This window comes from Streptomyces sp. GL_148, assembly GCF_057834205.1.
Window position 1 is genome coordinate 6,213,766 of record NZ_CM174396.1, and the last position, 22,401, is coordinate 6,236,166.

General features: G+C 70.5%; 21 protein-coding genes, 5 tRNA genes and 1 pseudogene. 22 read left to right on the top strand and 5 right to left on the bottom strand.

Translation table 11 applies throughout. The features are described from left to right. Positions 1-273 precede the first annotated feature (273 nt). The 9 genes from AC3IYI_RS28540 (at position 274) to AC3IYI_RS28580 (ending at position 4,225) form a co-directional block, all read left to right on the top strand. Entirely contained in the window at positions 274-459 is a 186-nt protein-coding gene (locus tag AC3IYI_RS28540) for a hypothetical protein (RefSeq protein WP_489406397.1), read from the top strand. Between the two features lie 114 nt (positions 460-573). Further along, positions 574-1,362: a fumarylacetoacetate hydrolase family protein gene (locus tag AC3IYI_RS28545; RefSeq protein WP_356516572.1), complete on the top strand. Its 789-nt coding sequence runs from the start codon at positions 574-576 to the stop codon at positions 1,360-1,362. Then, positions 1,355-2,833, top strand: coding sequence for a glutamate--tRNA ligase (gltX, locus tag AC3IYI_RS28550; protein ID WP_489406398.1), 1,479 nt, complete (start codon positions 1,355-1,357; stop codon positions 2,831-2,833). The genes AC3IYI_RS28545 and gltX overlap by 8 nt, the downstream gene beginning before the upstream one ends. 81 nt (positions 2,834-2,914) lie before the next feature. Beyond that, positions 2,915-3,643: an HAD family hydrolase gene (locus tag AC3IYI_RS28555; protein ID WP_489406399.1), complete on the top strand. Its 729-nt coding sequence runs from the start codon at positions 2,915-2,917 to the stop codon at positions 3,641-3,643. Positions 3,644-3,729: 86 nt separating this feature from the next. Continuing rightward, positions 3,730-3,801 (top strand) — tRNA-Gln (locus AC3IYI_RS28560). Positions 3,802-3,827: 26 nt separating this feature from the next. Next, positions 3,828-3,900 (top strand) — tRNA-Glu (locus AC3IYI_RS28565). Positions 3,901-3,961: 61 nt separating this feature from the next. Further along, a tRNA-Glu gene (locus AC3IYI_RS28570) sits at positions 3,962-4,034 on the top strand. Between the two features lie 24 nt (positions 4,035-4,058). Beyond that, positions 4,059-4,130 (top strand) — tRNA-Gln (locus tag AC3IYI_RS28575). A gap of 22 nt (positions 4,131-4,152) precedes the next feature. Then, positions 4,153-4,225: transfer RNA gene (locus AC3IYI_RS28580), tRNA-Glu, on the top strand. 197 nt (positions 4,226-4,422) lie between these two features. Here AC3IYI_RS28580 and ndgR read toward each other — a convergent pair. Further along, entirely contained in the window at positions 4,423-5,139 is a 717-nt protein-coding gene (gene ndgR, locus AC3IYI_RS28585) for an IclR family transcriptional regulator NdgR (RefSeq protein WP_489406400.1), read from the bottom strand. Between the two features lie 184 nt (positions 5,140-5,323). On the opposite strand from ndgR, the gene leuC reads away from it, so the two are divergent. The 4 genes from leuC to AC3IYI_RS28605 all read left to right on the top strand — a co-directional run bounded on the left by leuC (position 5,324) and on the right by AC3IYI_RS28605 (position 8,538). Next, positions 5,324-6,748 carry a 3-isopropylmalate dehydratase large subunit gene (leuC, locus tag AC3IYI_RS28590; RefSeq protein ID WP_489406401.1) on the top strand — a complete coding sequence of 475 codons (1,425 nt, stop codon included), beginning with the start codon at positions 5,324-5,326 and terminating at the stop codon, positions 6,746-6,748. 5 nt (positions 6,749-6,753) lie between these two features. Then, complete coding sequence (gene leuD, locus AC3IYI_RS28595) at positions 6,754-7,347, top strand: 3-isopropylmalate dehydratase small subunit (RefSeq protein WP_489406402.1); 594 nt, start codon at positions 6,754-6,756, stop codon at positions 7,345-7,347. 137 nt (positions 7,348-7,484) lie between these two features. Continuing rightward, a complete protein-coding gene (locus tag AC3IYI_RS28600) occupies positions 7,485-7,712 on the top strand; it encodes an SCO5555 family protein (RefSeq protein ID WP_243337737.1) in 228 nt (75 codons plus the stop codon). Positions 7,713-7,857: 145 nt separating this feature from the next. Further along, positions 7,858-8,538, top strand: a complete 681-nt coding sequence (locus tag AC3IYI_RS28605) for an HU family DNA-binding protein (RefSeq protein ID WP_489406403.1) — start codon at positions 7,858-7,860, stop codon at positions 8,536-8,538. A 360-nt stretch (positions 8,539-8,898) separates the two neighbouring features. Here AC3IYI_RS28605 and cofC read toward each other — a convergent pair. Beyond that, positions 8,899-9,504 (bottom strand): annotated as a pseudogene (gene cofC / locus AC3IYI_RS28610) (2-phospho-L-lactate guanylyltransferase); the annotation flags it as partial. A 239-nt stretch (positions 9,505-9,743) separates the two neighbouring features. Between cofC and AC3IYI_RS28615 the strand changes: the two are divergent. From AC3IYI_RS28615 to AC3IYI_RS28625, 3 genes are read left to right on the top strand one after another with little or no spacing between them, the layout of a single operon-like run. After that, on the top strand, positions 9,744-10,496 hold the full coding sequence (locus tag AC3IYI_RS28615) for a lysophospholipid acyltransferase family protein (RefSeq protein WP_489406404.1): 753 nt from the start codon (positions 9,744-9,746) through the stop codon (positions 10,494-10,496). Then, positions 10,493-11,503: an NAD(P)H-dependent glycerol-3-phosphate dehydrogenase gene (locus tag AC3IYI_RS28620; RefSeq protein ID WP_489406405.1), complete on the top strand. Its 1,011-nt coding sequence runs from the start codon at positions 10,493-10,495 to the stop codon at positions 11,501-11,503. Before AC3IYI_RS28615 ends, AC3IYI_RS28620 begins: the two co-directional genes overlap by 4 nt. 39 nt (positions 11,504-11,542) lie before the next feature. Then, on the top strand, positions 11,543-12,700 hold the full coding sequence (locus AC3IYI_RS28625; protein ID WP_489406406.1) for a D-alanine--D-alanine ligase family protein: 1,158 nt from the start codon (positions 11,543-11,545) through the stop codon (positions 12,698-12,700). A gap of 205 nt (positions 12,701-12,905) precedes the next feature. On the opposite strand, the gene AC3IYI_RS28630 is transcribed toward AC3IYI_RS28625, so the two are convergent. Together AC3IYI_RS28630 and AC3IYI_RS28635 are read right to left on the bottom strand one after the other, a co-directional pair. Further along, entirely contained in the window at positions 12,906-13,400 is a 495-nt protein-coding gene (locus AC3IYI_RS28630) for a DUF3515 domain-containing protein (RefSeq protein ID WP_489411708.1), read from the bottom strand. Between the two features lie 23 nt (positions 13,401-13,423). Further along, positions 13,424-13,657, bottom strand: a complete 234-nt coding sequence (locus tag AC3IYI_RS28635; protein ID WP_112450218.1) for an Lrp/AsnC ligand binding domain-containing protein — start codon at positions 13,655-13,657, stop codon at positions 13,424-13,426. 245 nt (positions 13,658-13,902) lie between these two features. On the opposite strand from AC3IYI_RS28635, the gene AC3IYI_RS28640 reads away from it, so the two are divergent. Together AC3IYI_RS28640 and thiD are read left to right on the top strand one after the other, a co-directional pair. After that, positions 13,903-14,886, top strand: coding sequence for a thiamine-phosphate kinase (locus AC3IYI_RS28640; RefSeq protein ID WP_489406407.1), 984 nt, complete (start codon positions 13,903-13,905; stop codon positions 14,884-14,886). Then, positions 14,883-15,713 (top strand): bifunctional hydroxymethylpyrimidine kinase/phosphomethylpyrimidine kinase, encoded by an 831-nt coding sequence (gene thiD / locus AC3IYI_RS28645; RefSeq protein ID WP_489406408.1) that lies wholly within the window; start codon positions 14,883-14,885, stop codon positions 15,711-15,713. The genes AC3IYI_RS28640 and thiD overlap by 4 nt, the downstream gene beginning before the upstream one ends. Before the next feature lie 139 nt (positions 15,714-15,852). On the opposite strand, the gene rpmB is transcribed toward thiD, so the two are convergent. After that, on the bottom strand, positions 15,853-16,038 hold the full coding sequence (gene rpmB / locus AC3IYI_RS28650) for a 50S ribosomal protein L28 (RefSeq protein ID WP_073911113.1): 186 nt from the start codon (positions 16,036-16,038) through the stop codon (positions 15,853-15,855). 243 nt (positions 16,039-16,281) lie between these two features. Here rpmB and AC3IYI_RS28655 point away from each other — a divergent pair, with 243 nt between their 5' ends. From AC3IYI_RS28655 to coaD, 4 genes are all read left to right on the top strand, one after another. Beyond that, complete coding sequence (locus AC3IYI_RS28655; RefSeq protein ID WP_489406409.1) at positions 16,282-17,940, top strand: DAK2 domain-containing protein; 1,659 nt, start codon at positions 16,282-16,284, stop codon at positions 17,938-17,940. Positions 17,941-17,966: 26 nt separating this feature from the next. Next, the gene (locus tag AC3IYI_RS28660; protein WP_489406410.1) at positions 17,967-21,215 is read left to right on the top strand and encodes a helicase-related protein; all 3,249 of its coding nucleotides are present in this window, start codon (positions 17,967-17,969) and stop codon (positions 21,213-21,215) included. Positions 21,216-21,277: 62 nt separating this feature from the next. Beyond that, complete coding sequence (rsmD, locus tag AC3IYI_RS28665; RefSeq protein ID WP_489406411.1) at positions 21,278-21,856, top strand: 16S rRNA (guanine(966)-N(2))-methyltransferase RsmD; 579 nt, start codon at positions 21,278-21,280, stop codon at positions 21,854-21,856. Positions 21,857-21,885: 29 nt separating this feature from the next. Then, positions 21,886-22,365: a pantetheine-phosphate adenylyltransferase gene (gene coaD / locus AC3IYI_RS28670; RefSeq protein ID WP_489411709.1), complete on the top strand. Its 480-nt coding sequence runs from the start codon at positions 21,886-21,888 to the stop codon at positions 22,363-22,365. Positions 22,366-22,401 lie beyond the last annotated feature (36 nt).

Genomic DNA, 22,401 nt, shown 5'->3' on the forward strand with positions numbered 1-22,401 from the left:
CCCAGTCGCGATGATCAGGAGCGGAATGGCGCATTCAGTGGCGCAATGTCCGTTTTATGGGAGGACATTGACTGCCCGTTATGCCCGTAATGCCAGGCCACTGGTGAGCAAACTCACACAGCCGTGGCCATTACTTCCCGGTTCGGCGGGGGATTCAGATGTTTAGCCTTGAGCTTTACAGGGTTGCCGCGAGCGACAAGCGGCACTCCGAAGGCATCCCGGCGGCCGCCGCCGCCACCATCCGACCTAGTGAGCCGAGGGCTTCGCACTCCGATGAAGACGACGATGATGTTCCGCAACATAGCCAACCCGCGCCGCACCACCCTCGCGCACCTCAAGGACGCCGAGGAGCTGCAGGCCGTGCCGGTCCCGGAGCACACCGTCGAGCTGCCGGCCCAGACCGCGAACCCGCGCCGCACCATCCTCATGAACGCACCGGTCGCCGCCGCCGCGCAGTAGTCCCCGGCCACGGGACCTTCTCGCAACGATGCGCGCGAAGCGTCGGCCCCCACCGCGTTAGCCTGGAGTCCGCAGACTCCAGCCAGCGGAAATACAGAGGGGCAGACGCAACACGTGCGCATCGCCAGGTTCTCGATCGACGGCAATGTCGCGTTCGGCGCGGTCGAGGGCAGCACTGCCCCCGGCGCCGAAGGTGAGCTCGTCCTCGACATCATCAAGGGCATCCCGTTCGCGGACTTCGAGCTCTCGGGCACGAAGGTCCCGCTGAGCAAGGTCCGGCTGCTGCCGCCCGTGCTCCCGAACAAGGTCGTGGCCATCGGCCGCAACTACGCGGAGCACGCGGCGGAGCTGGGCAATGAGGTCCCGGACGCCCCCATCACCTTCTTCAAGCCCTCCACCTCGGTGGTCGGCCCGGGCGACCCGATCGCGTACCCGTCCTTCTCCCAGGACCTCCACCACGAGGCGGAGCTCGCCGTGGTCATCGGCCGCATGTGCCGCGAGGTCCCGCGCGAGCGCGTCAAGGACGTCATCCTCGGCTACACCTGCGCCAACGACGTCACCGCGCGCGACGTCCAGCAGCGCGAGAAGCAGTGGGCCCGCGCCAAGGGCTTCGACAGCTCCTGCCCCCTCGGCCCCTGGATCGAGACGGACCTCGACCCCAGCGACCTGACCATCCAGTGCACCGTCAACGGCGAACAGCGCCAGCTCGGCCGCACCAGCGAGATGGTCCGCTCCATCGAGGACCTGATCGTGCACATCACCGAGGCCATGACGCTGCTCCCGGGCGACGTCATCCTCACGGGGACCCCGGCCGGAGTCGGCCCCCTGAACGTCGGCGACGAGGTCGCCGTCACCATCGAAGGCATCGGCACTCTCACCAACAAGGTGATCAAGCGTGGCTAACGCGAACGTCCGCGTACGTTTCTGTCCCTCCCCGACCGGCAACCCCCACGTGGGCCTGGTCCGGACCGCCCTCTTCAACTGGGCGTTCGCCCGCCACCACGGCGGTACGTTCGTCTTCCGCATCGAGGACACCGACGCGGCCCGCGACTCCGAGGAGTCCTACGGCCAGCTGCTCGACTCGCTGCGCTGGCTCGGCTTCACCTGGGACGAGGGCCCCGAGGTCGGCGGCCCGCACGCCCCGTACCGCCAGTCCGAGCGCATGGACATCTACGCGGACGTCGCCCAGCGGCTCCGTGACGGCGGCTACGCGTACGACTGCTACTGCTCGACCGAGGAGCTGGACGCGCGCCGCGCCGCCGCCCGCGCCGCCGGCAAGCCCTCCGGCTACGACGGCCACTGCCGCGAGCTGACCCAGGTGCAGCTGGAGGCGTTCCAGGGCGAGCACCGCCCCTCGATCGTCCGCTTCCGGATGCCCGACGAGCCGATCACCTTCACCGACCTGGTGCGCGGCGAGCTGACCTTCACCCCGGAGAACGTGCCGGACTTCGGCATCCTGCGGGCCAACGGCGCGCCGCTCTACACGCTGGTCAACCCGGTCGACGACGCGCTGATGCAGATCACGCACGTGCTGCGCGGCGAGGACCTGCTGTCCTCCACCCCCCGCCAGATCGCGCTCTACAAGGCGCTGATGGAACTCGGCATCGCCACGGACGTCCCGCAGTTCGGCCACCTGCCGTACGTGATGGGCGAGGGCAACAAGAAGCTCTCCAAGCGCGACCCCGAGGCCTCGCTCAACCTGTACCGCGAGCGCGGCTTCCTCCCCGAGGGCCTGCTGAACTACCTGTCGCTGCTCGGCTGGTCGTTCTCCAAGGACCAGGACATCTTCTCGATCGAGGAGATGGTGGAGAAGTTCGACATCCCGGACGTCAACGCCAACCCGGCGCGCTTCGACCTCAAGAAGGCCGAGTCGATCAACGCGGACCACATCCGCCTGCTCGACCCGAAGGCCTTCGCGGACGCCTGCGCCCCGTGGCTGCAGGCCCCGCACGCCAACTGGGCGCCCGAGGACTTCGACGCCGCCGCCTGGGAGCGCATCGCGCCGTACGCCCAGACCCGCGTCACGGTCCTGTCCGACATCACGGCCAACGTCGACTTCCTGTTCCTCAAGGAGCCGGTGGAAGACCAGGCCTCGTGGGACAAGGCGATGAAGGGCGACCCGGCGGCCCTCCTCACCACGGCCCGCGAGAACCTCGCCGCCGCGGACTGGTCGGACCCCGAGTCGCTCAAGCAGGCGGTCCTCACCGCCGGCGAGGCCCACGGCCTCAAGCTCGGCAAGGCCCAGGCACCGGTCCGCGTCGCCGTCACCGGCCGCACGATCGGTCTCCCGCTCTTCGAGTCCCTCGAGATCCTGGGCAAGGACCGCTCCCTGTCCCGCATCGACGCGACCCTGGCCAAGCTCAGCGCCGCGTAAGCACCACCCGCACCGTCCCCCGGGGGCGGCAGCTCCGCAAAGGGCTGCCGCCCCCGGGGCGTTCCGCGTAGGGTCGGCCGTATGGCGATCCGTGCGGTGCTGTGGGACATCGACGACACCCTTTTCGACTACACCGGGGCCGACCGGGCCGGGCTCGCGGCGCACCTGGTCGCCGAGGGGCTCGCGGAGCGGTACGGGGCTCCGCGCGAGGCGCTCGCGCTGTGGCGGCGGATCACCGACCGGCACTGGGAGCGGTTCGCGGCGGGGGAGGGCACCTTCCAGGGGCAGCGCCGGGACCGGGTGCGGGAGTTCCTCGGGGAGCCCGCGATGACCGACGCCCAGGCCGACGACTGGTTCGGGCGGTACGTGGAGCACTACACGGCGGCCTGGGAGCTCTTCCCCGACGTGGTGCCCGTACTGGACGCCCTGGCCGCCGGCTACCGCCACGGGGTGCTCTCCAACTCCTCCGTGGCCAACCAGGACCCCAAGCTGCGCCACCTCGGCCTGCGCGACCGCTTCGAGGTGCTGGTGTGCGCCGTGGAGCTGGGCGTCAGCAAGCCCGAGGCCGGGGCCTTCCTGGCCGCGTGCGCCGAGATGGGGCTGGAGCCGGGGGAGGTCGTCTACGTGGGGGACCAGCCGGAGATCGACGCGCGCGGCGCCCGTGACGCCGGTCTGACGGCCGTGTGGCTCGACCGCGACGGATCGCGCGGCCCCGGGCCCGAGGGCGTGCACCGCATCGCCGGACTCGACCGGCTCCCGCAGGTGCTGGCCGGGGATACCCGTTTTGGAGCACGGTCAGGCATCCGGTAATGTTCTTTCTGCGCCGCCCGCTCGGGCCGAAAGGCCGGGCCGGAGACGCTAACCGAACGAAAGTCCCTCAGGGTCTTGCGTTTTGGTGGGCTATAGTGTAATTGGCAACACGAGAGTTTCTGGTTCTCTTATTCTAGGTTCGAGTCCTGGTAGCCCAGCGCAGTTCAGTAGTAACGCAGTGCTTGCCCCCGTTGTGTAGCGGCCTAGCACGCCGCCCTCTCAAGGCGGTAGCGCCGGTTCGAATCCGGTCGGGGGTACAGATCCTTCCCGCGAGATCTCCAGGGTCGCACCCGGATGTTTTGATGCAGGATCGCTAGGGCCCCCGTTGTGTAGCGGCCTAGCACGCCGCCCTCTCAAGGCGGTAGCGCCGGTTCGAATCCGGTCGGGGGTACGGTGTCTAGCTGGTCTAGACCTGTGGGCTATAGTGTAATTGGCAACACGAGAGTTTCTGGTTCTCTTATTCTAGGTTCGAGTCCTGGTAGCCCAGCGCAGTACCGCAGTAACAGCTAGCCCCCGTTGTGTAGCGGCCTAGCACGCCGCCCTCTCAAGGCGGTAGCGCCGGTTCGAATCCGGTCGGGGGTACGCACAGAAGAGGCCCTCCGCGTTCATCGCGGAGGGCCTCTTCGCTGTTCCCGGACCGTTCCGGACAGGATCGGACGGGACCCGGACTGTCCTGGACGTAGTACGGGCCCGGCGGCGCGTGTGCGGACGTGTGCGGCGTCTCACGCGCCCCCGGGCCCGGGGGTAGTGGTGGTGGAGGTCTGCGGCCGGGGAGGTGCTCAGCTGGAGCGGCGCAGGGCCTCGGTCAGGCGGGCGGCCGCGTCGATGACGGCCTGGGCGTGCATGCGCCCTGGGTGGCGGGTCAGGCGCTCGATCGGCCCGGAGACCGATACGGAGGCCACCACGCGGTTCGACGGCCCGCGCACGGGCGCCGAGACGGAGGCCACGCCGGGCTCGCGCTCGCCGATCGACTGCGCCCAGCCGCGACGCCGTACGCCCGAGAGCGCCGTCGCCGTGAAGCGCGCGCCCTGCAGGCCGCGGTGGAGCCGCTCGGGCTCCTCCCAGGCCATCAGGATCTGCGCGGCCGAGCCGGCCTTCATCGGGAGCGTGGAGCCCACCGGGACGGTGTCCCGCAGGCCCGACAGCCGCTCGGCGGCCGCCACGCAGATGCGCATGTCGCCCTGACGCCGGTAGAGCTGCGCGCTCTCGCCCGTAATGTCCCGGAGGTGGGTGAGCACCGGTCCGGCCGTGGCCAGCAGGCGGTCCTCGCCGGCCGCGGCGGCGAGCTCCGCCAGCCGCGGTCCGAGGATGAACCGGCCCTGCATGTCCCTCGCCACCATCCGGTGGTGTTCCAGTGCCACGGCAAGGCGATGTGCCGTGGGTCGTGCGAGCCCTGTCGCCGCGACCAGCCCGGCGAGGGTGGCCGGACCGGACTCCAGTGCGCTCAATACCAGAGCTGCCTTGTCGAGAACGCCGACGCCGCTAGAGTTGTCCATGAAACGATATTCGCGTCTCACACTGTGAAACGCAAGTTCAATTTTTCCAAGAACCAGCGAGTCTGTATGTGCGGGTCCACGAACCACTGGGTCCGAGCCGTCGTCCGGGACGTGGGGTACGGGCGATCAGGCGCACAAGATCTCTATCAAGCGCCGGCACAACCGGCCGGCCGGAGGGAAAGCGATGGGTAGGACACTCGCGGAGAAGGTCTGGGACGACCATGTCGTCCGGCGCGCCGAAGGTGAGCCCGACCTCCTCTTCATTGATCTGCACCTGCTGCACGAGGTGACCAGCCCGCAGGCCTTCGAGGGTCTGCGTCAGGCCGGCCGCAAGGTCCGACGCCTCGACCTCACCATCGCGACCGAGGACCACAACACCCCCACGATCGACATCGACAAGCCGATCGCGGACCCGGTCTCCCGGGCCCAGCTGGAGACGCTGCGGTCGAACTGCGCCGAGTTCGGAGTGCGCCTGCACTCCCTGGGTGACGTCGAGCAGGGCGTCGTCCACGTCGTGGGACCGCAGCTGGGTCTGACCCAGCCGGGCACCACCGTGGTCTGTGGTGACTCGCACACCTCCACGCACGGCGCCTTCGGCGCGCTGGCGTTCGGCATCGGCACCAGCCAGGTCGAGCACGTGCTGGCGACCCAGACGCTGCCGCTGGCCCGCCCCAAGACGATGGCGATCACCGTCACCGGCGCACTGGCCGAGGGCGTCACCGCCAAGGACCTGATCCTGGCGATCATCGCCAAGATCGGCACCGGCGGCGGCCAGGGCTACATCCTGGAGTACCGCGGCGAGGCCATCGAGGACCTCTCGATGGAAGCCCGCATGACCATCTGCAACATGTCGATCGAGGCCGGCGCCCGCGCGGGCATGATCGCCCCCGACCAGACCACCTTCGACTACCTCCAGGGCCGCGACCACGCCCCCGTGGGCGAGGACTGGGACGCGGCCGTCGCGTACTGGAAGACCCTGCGCACCGACGACGACGCCGTCTTCGACGCCGAGGTGGTCATCGACGGCACCACGCTGTCGCCGTTCGTCACCTGGGGCACCAACCCCGGCCAGGGCGCGCCCCTGTCGGCCAACGTCCCCGACCCGGCTTCGTACGAGGACGCTTCGGAGCGCCACGCCGCCGAAAAGGCCCTGGAGTACATGGGGTTGACCGCCGGGCAGCCGCTGCGCGACATCAAGGTCGACACCGTCTTCGTAGGTTCCTGCACCAACGGCCGCATCGAGGACCTGCGCGCCGTCGCCGGGATCATCGAGGGCCGCAAAGTCGCCGACGGGGTCCGCATGCTGGTCGTCCCGGGCTCGGTCCGCGTCGCCCTGCAGGCCGTGTCGGAGGGTCTGGACAAGGTCTTCAAGGAGGCCGGCGCCGAATGGCGGCACGCGGGCTGCTCGATGTGTCTGGGCATGAACCCCGACCAACTGGCCCCCGGTGAGCGCTCCGCGTCCACCTCCAACCGCAACTTCGAGGGCCGGCAGGGCAAGGGCGGGCGCACCCACCTGGTCTCCCCGCAGGTGGCCGCCGCCACCGCGGTGCTGGGCCACCTGGCCTCGCCCGCCGACCTGTCCGAAGCCACCGCGACCGCCGGAGTCTGAGAACGATGGAAGCCTTCACCACCCACACCGGCCGGGCCGTACCGCTGCGCCGCAGCAACGTCGACACCGACCAGATCATCCCGGCCCACTGGCTGAAGAAGATCACCCGCGACGGTTTCGAGGACGGGCTCTTCGAGGCCTGGCGCAAGGACCCGGAGTTCATCACCAACCGCCCCGAGCGCGCCGGCGCGACCGTCCTGGTCGCCGGTCCCGACTTCGGTACCGGTTCCTCGCGCGAGCACGCCGTCTGGGCCCTGCAGAACTTCGGCTTCAAGACGGTCATCTCCTCCCGCTTCGCCGACATCTTCCGCGGCAACTCGCTGAAGAACGGCCTGCTGACCGTGGTCCTGCCGCAGGAGACCGTCGAGCAGCTGTGGAAGCTGACCGAGGCCGACCCCACCGCCGAGATCACGGTCGACCTGGTCGACCGCCAGGTCCGAGCCGAAGGCGTCGTCGCGGAGTTCGACCTCGACGACAACGCCCGCTGGCGGCTCCTGGAGGGGCTGGACGACATCTCGCTCACCCTTCAGAACGAAGCGGACATCACCACCTACGAAAGCGCCCGGCCCCCCTTCAAGCCGAGCACGATTCAGGCGTGATTCCAGCCTGATCAGCGCTTATTCGCCTTAGGGTGATCACATAGGCAACACTGTGCCCCCTGCCATCCGGCAGGGGGCACAGTCGTGTGTTGAGGCCCCGTGAGGCGACAACTCGCCCCAGATGGCACAATCTGTGCATGGAACGCGACAGTCAACTTGAGCTCTACGGACTTGTCGCCGACCGATTGAAAGAAGCACACACAAGGGTGCGCACACTGCAAGTCCCGGAGGGCGTAAGGATGGCGCTGTCCCGGAAGCTGTTGGTCGTCACGGCCGTGGCGAAGCATGATCTCGCCGACGCGGCAAGGCGCCTGGACAGGTTGATGAAGGACCTCGACGAGGGTCGATTCCCTGAAGGCGACTGATGCGAAGGAACTCCGTAACGGCCTACAACGTTGCGGCACTAGGGTGATAAGACCGTTTCGTGTTTGATTTGCGGTATATATCCGCCTAACGTGCGAAATAAGCTTGAACACATTCGTTCTGGCGAAGTCTCCGAAGGGGAAGACGTTGAACAAGGCGCAGCTCGTAGAAGCGATTGCCGACAAGCTGGGCGGCCGTCAGCAGGCCGCGGACGCCGTCGACGCGGTACTGGACGCCATCGTCCGCGCGACCGTCGGGGGCGACCGGGTCTCGGTCACGGGCTTCGGCTCGTTCGAGAAGGTCGACCGCCCGGCCCGCTACGCCCGCAACCCCCAGACGGGTGAGCGCGTCCGGGTCAAGAAGACCTCTGTTCCCCGCTTCCGTGCGGGTCAGGGCTTCAAGGACCTGGTCAGCGGCACCAAGAAGCTGCCCAAGGGCGGCGAGGTATCGGTGAAGAAGGCGCCCAAGGGCAGCCTCACCGGTGGTGCTTCGGCGACGGTCAAGAAGGCCGCCGCGAAGAAGGCCGCACCCGCCAAGAAGGCGGCTGCCGCGGCCAAGACCACGGTCGCGAAGAAGGCCACGGCCAAGAAGGTCACCGCCACCGCCAAGAAGACGGTCGCCAAGACCGCCGTGGCGAAGAAGGCCGCTCCCGCGGCCAAGAAGGCCACGGTCAAGAAGGCCGCGGCGACGGCGAAGAAGACCACCGCCACCGCGAAGAAGACCGCCCCGGCGGCCAAGAAGGCCACCGCTGCGACGAAGGCGCCCGCCAAGAAGACGGCGACGCGCAAGGTCACCGCGAAGAAGACCACCGCCCGCAAGACCAAGTAGGGCAACGAGTCACACACGCCGGGCCGGTTTCCCCACGGCGGGGAAGCCGGCCCGCGGTGCGTCGGAGCGCCGTGGGCCGGAGGGCCGTCAGGTCGGGTGGGCCGGAAAGTCAGGCAGGTCAGGTGGCCGGCAGGCCCGCCGGGCCGCAGCGCCCGGGGGTCAGAAGGTCTGCAGGGTGACCAGGGTGATCCGCAGGCCCGCGCCCTCGCCGTCCGTCTCGATCCGGACCCGCTGCCCGGGACGCAGCAGCCGCAGGCCGCCCGCGTCGAACGCCGGGGCCTCGAAGGGCACCGGGGTGCCGTCGTCCAGCAGCACACTGCCGCTGCGGGTCTGGGAGTCGTACGTGTACGCGGTCGCCTGCATACGGGCACTGTATCGGGCCGTATGACGCCCCACACCGAGGGTCAGGGCAGTACGCAGATCCGCCCCCGTGTCCACGTCCCGCCGGATGCTCTCGACGCCGGAGAGGGCCATTTCCACCGCGCCCGAGGCCGAATGCCGGGCCCGTGAGGGGCCGCCGAACGAGGGCGCCAATTCCACGTCCGGAGCAGCGGAAAGCAGGGTCGTCCCGATTCCCGCCGCATCAGCCAGAAATGCCCGGGGAAATGCCGAAGCGGTTTCGAGCACGCGTAGCAATTCGGGTGGCCGCAGCGCCGGCAGATCCGCGTTCATGGCGGCCACCGCCGCCCCGGGCCTGCCCGCCCGTATCTCCCGCGCCCCGTGGGCCAGTGCCGCGTTGAGGCCGGCCGCCGGGGAGTCCGGCACGATCCGGGCCCCCAGCCGCGCCAGTTCCGCCCCGGCCGCCGGATCGTCCGTGACGACCACCACATCCGCGACCGCCGTGCAGGCCAGCGCCCCCGCGACGGTGTCCAGCGCGAACGCCAGGGCGAGCCCCGGCCGGGACGCTCCCACCGCCACCGCGAGGCGGCTCTTGGCCACCGCGAGCGGCTTCAGCGGGACCACCAGACTCCAGACGGCGTTCGTGACGGACCCCTTCCCTCCGGCACGCTCGCGCGCCGCTCAGACCATGTGCGGGTCATGGCCAGGTCATGCGGAGCCCCATTGTCACCTCATGCCGGGCGACCCGGGGTCTGGTCCGGGTGTCCGGGGCGTACGGTGTTCTCGACAGAGACCGGACCCGGGGCCACACTTGTCCGTCCCCGGGGTGCCCAAGCCGCGCACCGGTCCTAGAGGAAGGTGTCCGAGTGTCCCGCCGCAGAATCGGCTTCTGGTACCGCCTTGCGGCGGCCATCGCGAAACCGCCGCTGGTAGTGCTCTTCAGGCGGGACTGGCGGGGAATGGAACACATTCCGACCGAGGGCGGATTTATCACCGCCGTCAATCACAACTCGTATCTGGACCCGCTGTCCTACGCGCACTTCCAGTACAACACCGGCCGGGTGCCCCGATTGCTCGGCAAGGCGGCCCTCTTCGAGGTCCCCATTGTCGGAGCGATCCTGCGCGGCTCCGGCCAGATCCCCGTCTACCGGGAGTCCACCAACGCCCTGGACGCATTCCGGGCCGCCGTGGACGCGATCGAGCAGGGCGAATGCGTGGCCTTTTACCCGGAAGGCACCCTCACCCGGGACCCGGACATCTGGCCCATGGCCGGCAAGACCGGCGCCGCGCGCGTGGCACTGATGACCAGGGCCCCCGTCATTCCGGTGGCCCAGTGGGGCGCGCATCTCGCGATGCCGCCCTACGCCAAGGAGAACAAGGTCAGCTTGTTCCCGCGCAAAACGCTCCAGGTCCTCGCCGGGCCGCCCGTGGACCTCTCCGCGTACTACGACCGGGAACCCACCCCGGAGGTACTCAGGGAGGTCACCGAAGTCATCATGGCGGCCATCACCGGGCTGCTGGAGGAACTGCGGGGCGAGAGTGCGCCCGCGCAGCCGTACGACCATCGAGGCGCCAGGGCGCAGCAGCGGCGCAAGGCCGCAGGGGAGGGCAACAAGTGACACGTCCCGTGAAGGCAGCCGTATTCGGAACCGGCTCCTGGGGCACGGCCTTCGCCATGGTCCTCGCCGACGCCGGCTGCGAGGTGGTCCTGTGGGGCCGCAGGCAGGAGCTCGTCGACGCCATCAACAGCGGCCGGACCAACCCGGACTATTTCCCCGACATCGAACTCCCCGCGAACATCCGCGCCACCGGCGACCCCGCCGAGGCCGCGGCCGGCGCCGACTTCACGGTGCTCGCCGTCCCCTCGCAGACCCTGCGCGGCAACCTCGCCGCCTGGGCCCCGCTGCTGGCCCCCGAGACCGTGCTCGTCTCCCTGATGAAGGGCGTCGAACTCGGCACCGCCAAGCGGATGAGCGAGGTCATCGAAGAGGTGGCCAAGGTCCCCGCCGACCGCGTCGCCGTCGTCACCGGCCCCAACCTGGCCCGTGAGATCGCCGCCCGGCAGCCCGCCGCCTCCGTGGTCGCCTGCACCGACGAAGCCGTCGCCCAGCGCCTCCAGGCCGCCTGCCACACCCCGTACTTCCGCCCGTACACGAGCACCGACGTCATCGGCTGCGAGCTCGGCGGCGCCGTCAAGAACGTCATTGGCCTCGCCGTCGGCATCGCGGACGGCATGGGCCTCGGCGACAACACCAAGGGCTCGCTCATCACCCGCGGCCTCGCCGAAGCCACCCGCCTGGGCCTGGCGATGGGCGCCGACCCGCTCACCTTCTCCGGCCTCGCGGGCCTCGGCGACCTCGTCGCGACCTGCTCCTCGCCGCTCTCCCGGAACCACACCTTCGGCACCAACCTCGGCCGCGGGATGACCCTGGAGGAGACCATCGCGGTCACCAAGCAGACCGCCGAGGGCGTCAAGTCCTGCCAGTCCGTGGCCGATCTGGCCCGCCGCCACGGAGTGGACATGCCGATCACCGACACGGTCGTCGACATCGTCCACCACGGCAAGCCCACCCTGGTCGCGCTCAAGGAACTCATGGGGCGCAGTGCCAAACCGGAACGGCGCTGACTGCTTTCCGGACGCATGAGCGGGTACCCTCGTGGCGATATGAGCAGCGAGAACCTCCCCCAGACCCCTGAGCAGCAGGGCCGCAAGCCCCGCGTGGCCGTCGTGTTCGGCGGCCGCAGCTCGGAACACGCCATCTCGGTCGTCACCGCGGGCGCCGTCCTGCGCTCCATCGACCGCTCCAAGTACGAGGTGCTGCCCATCGGCATCACCACGGACGGCCGGTGGGCGCTGACCGCCGACGAGCCCGCCCGGATGGCCATCTCCGGCGGCGAGCTCCCCAACGTGGGGCAGCTCGCCGAATCCGAGGAGGGCGCCGTCGTGCTCTCCGTCGACCCGGCCAGCCGCGAGGTCGTCTACACCGAGCCGGGCGCCGTCCCCAAGGCGCTGGGCGAGGTCGACGTGGTCTTCCCCGTCCTGCACGGCCCGTACGGCGAGGACGGCACCCTCCAGGGCCTCCTGGAGCTCTCCGGCATCCCGTACGTCGGCTCGGGCGTCCTCGCCTCGGCCGTCGGCCAGGACAAGGACTACATGAAGCGGGTCTTCACGTCCTTCGGGCTGCGTGTCGGCCCGTACGTGACCATCCGCCCCCGCGAGTGGGAGAACGACCGCGAGGGCGCCCTCGCCCGCATCGCCGAGTTCGCCGGCGAGCACGGCTGGCCGCTGTTCATCAAGCCCGCCCGCGCCGGATCCTCGATCGGCATCACCAAGGTCGACGAGCCCTCCGGACTGGACGCCGCGATCCGCGAGGCCCGCCGCCACGACCCGAAGATCATCGTGGAGGCGCTGCTGCGCGGCCGCGAGATCGAGTGCGGAGTCCTGGAGTTCGAGGACGGTCCGCGCGCGAGCGTGCCCGCCGAGATCCCGCCGGTCTCCAGCCACGATTTCTACGACTTCGAGGCCAAGTACATCGACTCCGCCTCCGGACTCGTGCCCGCCCCGCTCACCCCGGAGCAGACCGCCGAAGTCCAGAAGCTCGCGATCGAGGCCTTCGACGCCGCGTCCTGCGAGGGCCTGGTGCGCGCCGACTTCTTCCTCACCGAAGACGGCACCTTCGTCATCAACGAGATCAACACCATGCCGGGCTTCACGCCGATCTCCATGTACCCGCGCATGTGGCAGGAGTCGGGCATCGAGTACCCGGAGCTGGTGGACCGCCTGATCCAGGCGGCCCTCCGACGCTCCACCGGACTGCGCTAAGACTTGAGCCGTCTCGCGTGGGGATGACGGATTGCAGCCGGGGCGGTTCCTGGGCTGTCCGGCGTGGTCGCCCGGGGGCGGCTCATCCGGGGTCGCTCAGGGCGCTGGTCACGCCATGAGGCCCGCGCTTTCGCCGTACACAAGGACCGCCCGCCGGCATCCCGGCGGGCGGTCCTTGTGAGCGAAGAGGGGCGGGCGGCGGGGCTCAGTACGAGGAGATGCCCACCGGAACGGTCTCGGCGATCGCGGCGGACAGGCCAACCAGCATCCCCGCATCCGTGGCATGCTCCTTGTCGACCAGGACCTCCGTGTACGCCACCCGCAGCCCGGTGGTGAACCGGACCCCGCCGTCGTCCAGCCGCTCCACGAGCCAGCCGACACCGTTCACCTCGATGCCGTCCTGCTTCGGATCCAGCATCTTCACGGGCCTGCCGACACCGCACCGCAGTACGATCGCCGAGCCGCCCCACGCGGCGGTCAGGTCGGACTTCGGTACGGCCGGGGCACGGTCCAGCCGCGCCACCGTCTTGGGGAGCTTCTTGTGCAGCGCCGCACAGGGACCCGCGACATCGGCGGGCGGAGCGGACGGCGGTTCCACCCGCGCCTCGGACTCACCCGGGGAACACCCCGCGAGGGCCGCCGAGGCGGCCAGCGCGGTCAGTGCGGCGAGCAGAGAGAAGGGCCGGCGGTGTCGTGACATCACCGGCCAAGAGTAGACGGGGGCTACAGATGGACGACCGGGCAGGTCAAGGTGCGGGTGATCCCCTCCACCTGCTGGACCTTGGCCACGACCATGCGGCCGAGATCGTCCACGGTGTCGGCCTGGGCGCGCACGATCACGTCGTACGGGCCCGTCACGTCCTCGGCCTGGATCACCCCCGCGATCTGCGCGATGGACTCGGCGACGAACGACGCCTTGCCCACCTCGGTCTGGATGAGGATGTACGCCTGTACCACGGAACCTCCAGGGCGGCCGCGAGGATCATTTCCCCTACCCTTCGGGTGGGCCCGGGGATGACGGGTGGGCCCGGGGAAGAAGGGACGCCACGGTACCGCGTCGCCGAGCGCCGCGGGGAGACCCGCGGGTCCGGCAGCGCGCAGAGCCGGGCGTACGGAGAGCAGAAGTTGACGTATCTGTTGACGGTACCCAGAGCTGTGACGGCTCGCGACCGCAAGCGGACTGGGCAAGAAGGGGCACAGCGATGAAGGGCACTGTGGGCGAGCTGGGGGAGTTCGGGCTCATTCGGGAGCTCACCTCACGGCTCACCACCACCCCGGCGGTCCGGGTCGGCCCGGGCGACGACGCCGCGGTGGTGTCGGCCCCCGACCGGCGGGTCGTGGCGAGCACGGACATCCTGCTGGAGGGCAGGCACTTCCGGCGCGACTGGTCCACGGCCTACGACGTCGGCCGCAAGGCCGCCGCGCAGAACCTCGCCGACATCGCCGCCATGGGCGCGGTGCCGACGGCGCTGCTGCTCGGCCTCGTCGTACCGGCCGAGCTGCCGGCCACCTGGCCCACCGAGCTGATGGACGGCATCCGCGACGAATGCCAGGTCGCCGGCGCGGCCGTGGTCGGCGGCGACGTCGTCCGCGGCGACATCATCACCGTGGCCATCACCGCGCTCGGCGACCTGCGCAACCACGAACCCGTGCTGCGCTCCGGCGCCCAGCCCGGCGACGTCGTGGCCGTGACCGGCTGGCTCGGCTGGTCCGCGGCCGGCTTCGCGGTGCTCTCGCGCGGCTTCCGCTCGCCGCGGGCCTTCGTCGAGGCCCACCGCCGCCCCGAGCCGCCGTACCACGCGGGCCCCGCGGCCGCCGGACTCGGCGCCACCGCCATGACCGACGTCAGCGACGGCCTGATCGCGGACCTCGGGCACATCGCCGAGGCCAGCAAGGTACGGATCGACCTGCGCTCGGCGGCCGTCGACATCCCGTCGCAGATGCACGACATCGGGCAGGCCGTCGGCGTGGACCCGCTCCAGTGGGTCCTCACCGGGGGAGAGGACCACGCGATCGTCGCCACCTTCCCGCCGGACGTGAAGCTCCCGGCCCGCTGGAAGGTCATCGGCGAGGTCCAGAACCGCTCCGCGCTGCCCCAGGTGACCGTCGACGGCGCCCCCTGGGCCTCCACCGGCGGCTGGGACCACTTCGGCGGCGACACGGCCGCGGAGGACACCCCGCGATGAGCGGATCCCCCCTAGCCCGCCCGCACCCGCCGCTGTGTCTGACCGTCGCCGGATCCGACTCCGGCGGCGGTGCGGGCATCCAGGCCGACCTGAAGACGATGCTGGCGCTCGGGGTCCACGGGATGAGCGTGGTGACGGCTGTGACCGCGCAGAACTCGCTGGGCGTCAAAGGCGTCTGGGAACTGCCCGCTGAGGCCGTCAAGGGCCAGTACAGGGCCGTGGTGGACGATATCGGCGTCCAGGCCGTGAAGACGGGGATGCTGTCGTCCGCCGCCCTCGTGGAGACCGTGGCCGAGCTGCTCGCCGCGACCGCCGCCCCGGCCGTCGTGGACCCGGTCGGCGTCTCCAAGCACGGGGACGCGCTCCTCGCCGCCACGGCGCTGGACGCCGTACGGAAGGAACTGCTGCCCCGGGCCACCGTGGCCACGCCGAACCTGGACGAGGTGACCCAGCTCACCGGAGTCGTCGTGGAGAGCGAGGACGACATGCGCCGGGCCGCCGACGCGGTCCTCGCGTACGGGCCCGCGTGGGCGCTGATCAAGGGCGGCCACCTCGCCGCCCACGGGAACGAGGCCGTGGACCTCCTCACGGACGGCTCCGACGAACTCTGGCTGCGGGCGCCGCGCCACGACAACCGGCACACCCACGGCACCGGCTGCACGCTCGCCAGCGCGATCGCCGCGGGCCTGGCCAAGGGCCGGACCGTCCCGGAGGCCGTCACCGGGGCCAAGGAGTACGTCACCGGCGCCATTGCCGCCGGGTTCGCCCTGGGCGCGGGCATCGGCCCGGTGGACCACGCGTGGCGGTGGCACCGCCCGAGCGCCTGAAGGCCACAAACGCCTGTAGGGGTCAGTTACCGAAATCGGTAACTGACCCCTACAGGCGTTTCAGGCAATGCAAGAGGCCGGTCCACCAGGGGACCGGCCTCTTTGGCAACCGGAAAGGGCTGCGCTACGACGGAAGGCGTCAGCGCGAGACCTTGCCGGCCTTGATGCACGAGGTGCAGGCGTTGAGGCGCTTCGGCGTCCCATTGACCACGGCACGGACACGCTGGATGTTCGGGTTCCAGCGACGCGAGGTGCGGCGGTGCGAGTGGGAAATGCTGTTGCCGAAGCTCGGCCCCTTGGCGCAAACGTCGCAGTTGGCAGCCACAGGTCACTCCAAAGACTTCAGATGCACTTACAGTGAATCCCGGCGCACCGGTATCAGAGATCTGAAGTGGTTTGCCGGGGGGAATGGCCCGACTCTCATCGGGCAACCGGAGCAGCATACAACGACTGCCTCGGTCCAAGAAAACTACCATGTCCACGGCCACCCCCGCCCCGGGGTCCCGCCCGCCCGGCAGTCCTTCGTTACCCTGCGGTGAACCCTGGCCCGCACAAGGAGGAACGCCCGGTGGCGCACCAGCCTCAGCCGTACCCCCTGAACGCCGAAGCGGTACGCACCTGGAGCTCGCTGGCCCTGGCCGCACTGGGCCGGGCCCGCGAGGACATCGACGCGATCAACGTCTATCCCGTCGCCGACGCGGACACCGGCACCAACCTCTACCTGACCGCCGAATCGGCCGACCGCGAGCTCGCCGACCTCCTCGCCGCAGTGACGGACGGCACAGCCGCGGCCTCCCTCTCCGAGGCCGTACGGGCCTTCGCGCACGGCGCCCTGATAGGCGCCCGGGGCAACTCCGGGACGATCCTCGCGCAGCTGCTGCGCGGAGTGGCCGACGTACTCGGCGACGAGCCCGCCGACCGTGATCCCGCCGACCGTGATCCCGCGCGGCTGCTCGCGCAGGCGCTGACCCGGGCCGCCGAGGAGGCGTACCGGGCCGTCGCGCACCCGGTGGAGGGCACCATGCTCACCGTCGCCACCGCCGCCGCCCGGGCCGCCGAGGCCGCCGCCCGGGCCGCCGAGACCACTGCCGACGTGGCCGGGGCCGCCTACGACGGAGCCCGCGCGGCCCTCGCCGAAACCCCGGGGCAACTGGCCGTGCTGGGGCGGGCCGGGGTGGTCGACGCCGGGGGCTGCGGACTCGTCGCCGTACTCGGGGCCCTGTGGCAGGCGCTGTCCGGGCGGGAGCCGGCCCCCGAACCGGTACGCGGCCGGACCGTGCCCGTACCGGGGCCGCAGGAGCCCTGCGCCGAGGAGCACGGCGGACCCGCCTACGAGGTGATCTACCTGCTGGAGGCCGCCGAGACCGAGGTCGACCGGCTGCGCACCCGGCTCGACGCCCTCGGCGACTCCCTCGTGGTGGTCGGCGGCGGCGGGCTGTGGAACGTCCACGTCCACGTCGACGACCCCGGCGCGGCCGTGGAGGCCGCGGTGGTCGCCGGACGGCCGTACCGGATCCGCATCACGCACTTCGGCGACGAACGCCGCCGGGCCCGCGGCGAGCGCTCCCAGCGCGCGGTCGTCGCCGTGGTCCAGGGCGAGGGGCTGGCCGGACTGTGCGGAGAGGCGGGCGCCACCACCGTGCTCGCCCGGCCCGGGGAACCGCCGGCCGTCGCCGAACTGGCCGACGCCATCCGCGAGGCGCACGCCCGCGAGGTCGTCCTGCTCCCGAACGGCGCCGAACTGCGGGCGGTCGCGGCGGCCGCCGCCCAGCAGGCGCGCGCCGAAGGCGTACGGGTCGCCGTCATCCCCACCCGCTCCGAGGTCCAGGGCCTGGCCGCGCTCGCCGTGCACGACCCGGACGGCACCTTTGACGAGGACGTGGTCGCCATGACGGCGGCCGCCGGAGCCACCCGCTACGGCGAACTCGCCGTCGCCGAACGGCAGTCCTTCACCTCGGCCGGCATCTGCCAGGCCGGCGACGTGCTCGGCCTCATCGACGGCGACGTGGCCGTCATCGGCACCGGCCTGGCCGAAACCGCCGAGGCCGTCCTGGCCCGCATGCTCGGATCCGGCGGCGAACTCGTCACCCTGGTCCTGGGCCCCGAGGTGCCGGAGGCGCTGGCCGAGCGCCTGGAGGCGTACGTCCAGCACGGCCACCTCGCCGTCGACACCGTCACCTACCAGGGCGGGCGCTGGTCCGCGCCGCTGCTCATCGGGGTGGAATAGCCGGGTTGTCGGCCCGATGGTGTGCAATGGAACACGTGCCCGCGCTCGACGAAGACCTCAAGAAGACCCTCGGCCCCGCCACCGCCAAGGTGCTGGCCGAGCAGCTCGGCCTGCACACGGCCCTGGACCTGCTCCACCACTACCCCCGGCGGTACGCGGAGCGCGGCGAGCTGACCTCGCTGGCCGAACTCGCCGACCAGATCGACGAACACGTCACGGTGGTCGCGCAGGTCGCCGACGCGCGCCTGCTGACGTACCAGGGCAGCCGGGGCGGCGGAAAGCGCCTCGAAGTCACCATCACCGACGGCAGCGGACGCCTCCAGCTCGTCTTCTTCGGGTCGGGCGTCCACAAACCGCACAAGGAACTGCTGCCCGGCAGCCGCGCGATGTTCGCGGGCAAGGTCGGGATGTTCAACCACAAGCTCCAGCTCGCCCACCCCGCCTACGAGCCGCTCGGCGCGGACGCCTCCGACCGGGACGCGGCCACCGCCTTCGCGAGCCAGCTCATCCCGATCTACCCGGCCTGCGCGAAGCTGGAGTCCTGGAAGATCGCCAAGTGTGTGGACGCGGTGCTCCCCAGGGCCCAGGAGGTCGTCGACCCGCTGCCCGGCGCCCTGCGCGAGGACCGCGGGCTGGTCCCGCTCACCGAAGCCCTGCTGAAGATCCACCGCCCGGTCACCAAGGCCGACATCGAGGACGCCCGCGGGCGCCTCAAGTGGGACGAGGCCTTCGTCCTCCAGGTCGCCCTGGCCCGCCGCCGGCACGCCGACTCCCAGCTCCCGGCCGTACCCCGCCGCCCCACCCCCGGCGGCCTCCTCGAATCCTTCGACGCCAAGCTCCCCTTCACCCTCACCGAAGGCCAGCAGACCGTCTCGAAAGAGATCTTCGACGACCTCGCCACCGAGCACCCCATGCACCGCCTCCTCCAGGGCGAAGTCGGCTCGGGCAAGGCTCAACCGCTCGACGCCCAAGTTCTGACACCGATGGGGTTCCGGCCGATGGGCCAGATCGAGGTCGGGGACGAGGTGGTGGTGCCGACCGGTGAGGTCGCGATCGTCGGGGGTGTCTTCCCACAAGGAGAGCGCGAGGTGTGGCGGGTGGTGCTCTCGGACGGGAGCACGGTCGAGTGCGACGACGAACACCTGTGGATCGTCGGCACCAGCTGTGGATGGCACCGCGGCCAGGAACCCAAAGTCATGACCACGAGGGAGATCCGGTCGGACCTGTACAAGGCCAATGGATCTTCCAAGTGGTACCTGCCGGTAGCGGTACCTGTGGACCTTGCGAGCGGCGATGGCCAACCCCTTGATCCTTACCTGATGGGTGTACTCATCGGGGACGGGTCGTTCCGGCACAACCTGCGGCTGTCCACCGCGGACGCGGAAATTCTGGCTGCGGTCGCGGCCGAGGTGGCCCCGGGCTGCGAGATGGCCGCGGTTCCCGGATCCCGGTGCGACTACACGATCCGGATGAGCGGACCGAAGGGCGGCACTCGCCGGAATCCCGTCATCCAGGCGGTTCGAGACCTAGGGCTGTGGGGTGCGACCTCCCACGACAAATTCGTCCCGGACGTCTACAAGAACGCACCGGTCAAGGAACGCCTGGCGGTCCTTCAAGGGCTCATGGACACGGACGGAACGCTTGACGCGAACGGAATGAGCATTTCGTTCTGCTCTGCCTCGCGCCGACTGGCGGAGGACGTGGCCTGGCTCGTGCGGTCTCTCGGCGGACGTGCCCGGGTGCTGGCCAAGAAGGCAGCCTTCAACGTCTCAGTCGCGCTGCCCGAGGAGTTCGAGCCGTTCAGGCTGTCGCGCAAGGCGGCCCGCATGCGGCCGAGGCCGAAGTACAACACGTTCCGGCGCGGTATTCGCGCCGTGGAGCACGTTGGCCCGAAGCCTGTCCAGTGCATCAGCGTCGAGCATCCGAGCCATGCCTACGTGACCGACAACTTCACCGTCACGCACAACACGATGGTCGCGCTGCGGGCCATGCTCGCCGTCGTCGACTCCGGCGGGCAGGCCGCCATGCTCGCGCCGACCGAGGTGCTCGCGCAGCAGCACCACCGGTCCATCACCGAGATGATGGGCGAGCTCGCCGAGGGCGGCATGCTCGGCGGCTCCGACCGGGGCACCAAAGTGGTGCTGCTCACCGGCTCGATGGGGGTGCCCGCGCGGCGCCGGGCGCTGCTCGACCTGATCACCGGCGAGGCCGGGCTCGTGATCGGCACGCACGCCCTGATCGAGGACAAGGTGCAGTTCCACGACCTCGGCCTGGTCGTCGTCGACGAACAGCACCGCTTCGGCGTGGAACAGCGCGACGCCCTGCGCTCCAAGGGAAAGCAGCCCCCGCACCTGCTCGTCATGACCGCCACCCCGATCCCGCGGACGGTCGCCATGACCGTCTTCGGCGATCTGGAGACCTCCGTACTGGACCAGCTCCCCGCCGGCCGCTCCCCGATCGCCACCCACGTGGTGCCCGCCAAGGACAAGCCGCACTTCCTGGCCCGGGCCTGGGAGCGGGTCCGCGAGGAAGTGGAGAACGGCCACCAGGCGTACGTGGTCTGCCCGCGCATCGGCGACGGGGAGGACGAGAACGGCAAGGGTGCCAAGGGCGCCAAGGGCGGGAAGAAGAAGGCGGCGGCCGAGGAGGACGGCGACAAGCGGCCCCCGCTCGCGGTGCTGGAGATCGCCGAGCAGCTCACCCGGGGGCCCCTGGCCGGTTTGTCCGTCGAGGTGCTGCACGGGCGGATGGACCCCGCCGACAAGGACGACGTGATGCGCCGCTTCACCGCGGGCGAGGTCAAGGTGCTGGTCGCCACCACCGTCATCGAGGTCGGCGTGAACGTCCCGAACTCGACCGTGATGGTGATCATGGACGCGGACCGCTTCGGCGTCTCCCAGCTCCACCAGCTCCGCGGCCGCGTCGGCCGCGGCTCCGCCCCGGGCCTCTGCCTGCTGGTCAGCGAGATGCACGAGGCCAGCCCCGCCCGCGCCCGGCTCGCGGCCGTCGCCGCCACCCTGGACGGCTTCGAGCTCTCCCGCATCGACCTGGAGCAGCGCCGCGAGGGCGACGTGCTGGGCCAGGCCCAGTCCGGCGTGCGCTCCTCGCTGCGGATGCTCGCGGTCATCGAGGACGAGGAGGTCATCACCCAGGCCCGGGAGGAGGCCACCCGCGTGGTCGCCGCCGACCCCGAGCTCACGGAGCTGCCGGGCCTGCGGACCGCCCTGGACGCCCTGCTGGACACCGAGCGCGAGCAGTACCTGGAGAAGGGGTGACGGGCACGACCTATCGTTGAAGGCCTGCACCACCCTCCGCCCCGCTCACCGAAGGACCCCAGATGACCCGCGTGATCGCCGGAAGCGCCGGCGGGCGACGCCTCGCCGTACCGCCCGGCACCGGCACCCGCCCCACTTCGGACCGGATGCGCGAAGGCCTGTTCTCCACCTGGGAGTCCCTGCACGGAGTCGAGGGGGCCCGCGTCCTCGACCTCTACGCCGGTTCCGGCGCCGTCGGCCTGGAGGCGCTCTCCCGCGGCGCGGACCACGCGCTGCTGGTCGAGCCCGACGCCAAGGCCGCCAAGGCGATCAAGGACAACATCACCTCGGTCGGCCTGCCCGGCGCCGAATTCCGGTCCGGCAAGGCCGAGCAGATCGTGGCCGGCGCCGCGCACGGGGACCCGTACGACATGGTCTTCCTGGACCCGCCGTACGAGGTCGAGAACGCACACCTCTGCGAGATCCTCCTCACACTCCGGTCCAATGGCTGGCTCACCGACGACGCGCTCGTCACCGTGGAGCGCAGGACCCGCAGCGGGGCCTTCCCGTGGCCGGACGGCTTCGAGCCGCTGCGCTCCAGGAAGTACGGCGAGGGCACCCTTTGGTACGGTCGCGCCGCCTCCATCAGCGAAGAGTCATGAAGCCCGCACCCGGGAACGAGGGAATGCAGTTGCGCCGCGCCGTCTGTCCGGGGTCGTTCGACCCCATCACCAACGGACACCTCGACATCATCGGCAGGGCCTCGCGGCTCTACGACGTGGTCCACGTCGCCGTGATGATCAACCAGTCCAAGCAGGGGCTCTTCACCGTCGAGGAGCGGATCGAGCTGATCCGCGAGGCGACCGCCGGCTACGGCAACATCGTGGTCGAGTCCTTCCACGGGCTCCTCGTCGACTTCTGCAAGCAGCGGGAGATCCCGGCCATCGTCAAGGGCCTGCGCGCCGTCAGCGACTTCGACTACGAGCTGCAGATGGCCCAGATGAACATCGGCCTGTCGGGCGTCGAGACGCTCTTCGTCCCGACCAACCCCACCTACAGCTTCCTGTCCTCCTCCCTGGTCAAGGAAGTGGCGGCCTGGGGCGGCGACGTGGCCCACCTGCTGCCCGCACACGTGCACGCCGCGCTGCTGGAGCGCCTGCCCCGGCGCTGACCCGGCCGTCGGCGCACCCTGACCCGGCATCAGCCG

Coding starts and splice junctions, on each gene's coding strand:
- leuD (WP_489406402.1), top strand. CDS start 6,754: ATGGAAGCCTTCACCACCCACACCGGCCGGGCCGTACCGCTGCGCCGC.
- AC3IYI_RS28625 (WP_489406406.1), top strand. CDS start 11,543: ATGAGCAGCGAGAACCTCCCCCAGACCCCTGAGCAGCAGGGCCGCAAG.
- rsmD (WP_489406411.1), top strand. CDS start 21,278: ATGACCCGCGTGATCGCCGGAAGCGCCGGCGGGCGACGCCTCGCCGTA.
- leuC (WP_489406401.1), top strand. CDS start 5,324: ATGGGTAGGACACTCGCGGAGAAGGTCTGGGACGACCATGTCGTCCGG.
- AC3IYI_RS28660 (WP_489406410.1), top strand. CDS start 17,967: ATGGAACACGTGCCCGCGCTCGACGAAGACCTCAAGAAGACCCTCGGC.
- AC3IYI_RS28630 (WP_489411708.1), bottom strand. CDS start 13,400: ATGTCACGACACCGCCGGCCCTTCTCTCTGCTCGCCGCACTGACCGCG.
- AC3IYI_RS28540 (WP_489406397.1), top strand. CDS start 274: ATGAAGACGACGATGATGTTCCGCAACATAGCCAACCCGCGCCGCACC.
- thiD (WP_489406408.1), top strand. CDS start 14,883: ATGAGCGGATCCCCCCTAGCCCGCCCGCACCCGCCGCTGTGTCTGACC.
- AC3IYI_RS28555 (WP_489406399.1), top strand. CDS start 2,915: ATGGCGATCCGTGCGGTGCTGTGGGACATCGACGACACCCTTTTCGAC.
- AC3IYI_RS28600 (WP_243337737.1), top strand. CDS start 7,485: ATGGAACGCGACAGTCAACTTGAGCTCTACGGACTTGTCGCCGACCGA.
- ndgR (WP_489406400.1), bottom strand. CDS start 5,139: ATGGACAACTCTAGCGGCGTCGGCGTTCTCGACAAGGCAGCTCTGGTA.
- AC3IYI_RS28640 (WP_489406407.1), top strand. CDS start 13,903: ATGAAGGGCACTGTGGGCGAGCTGGGGGAGTTCGGGCTCATTCGGGAG.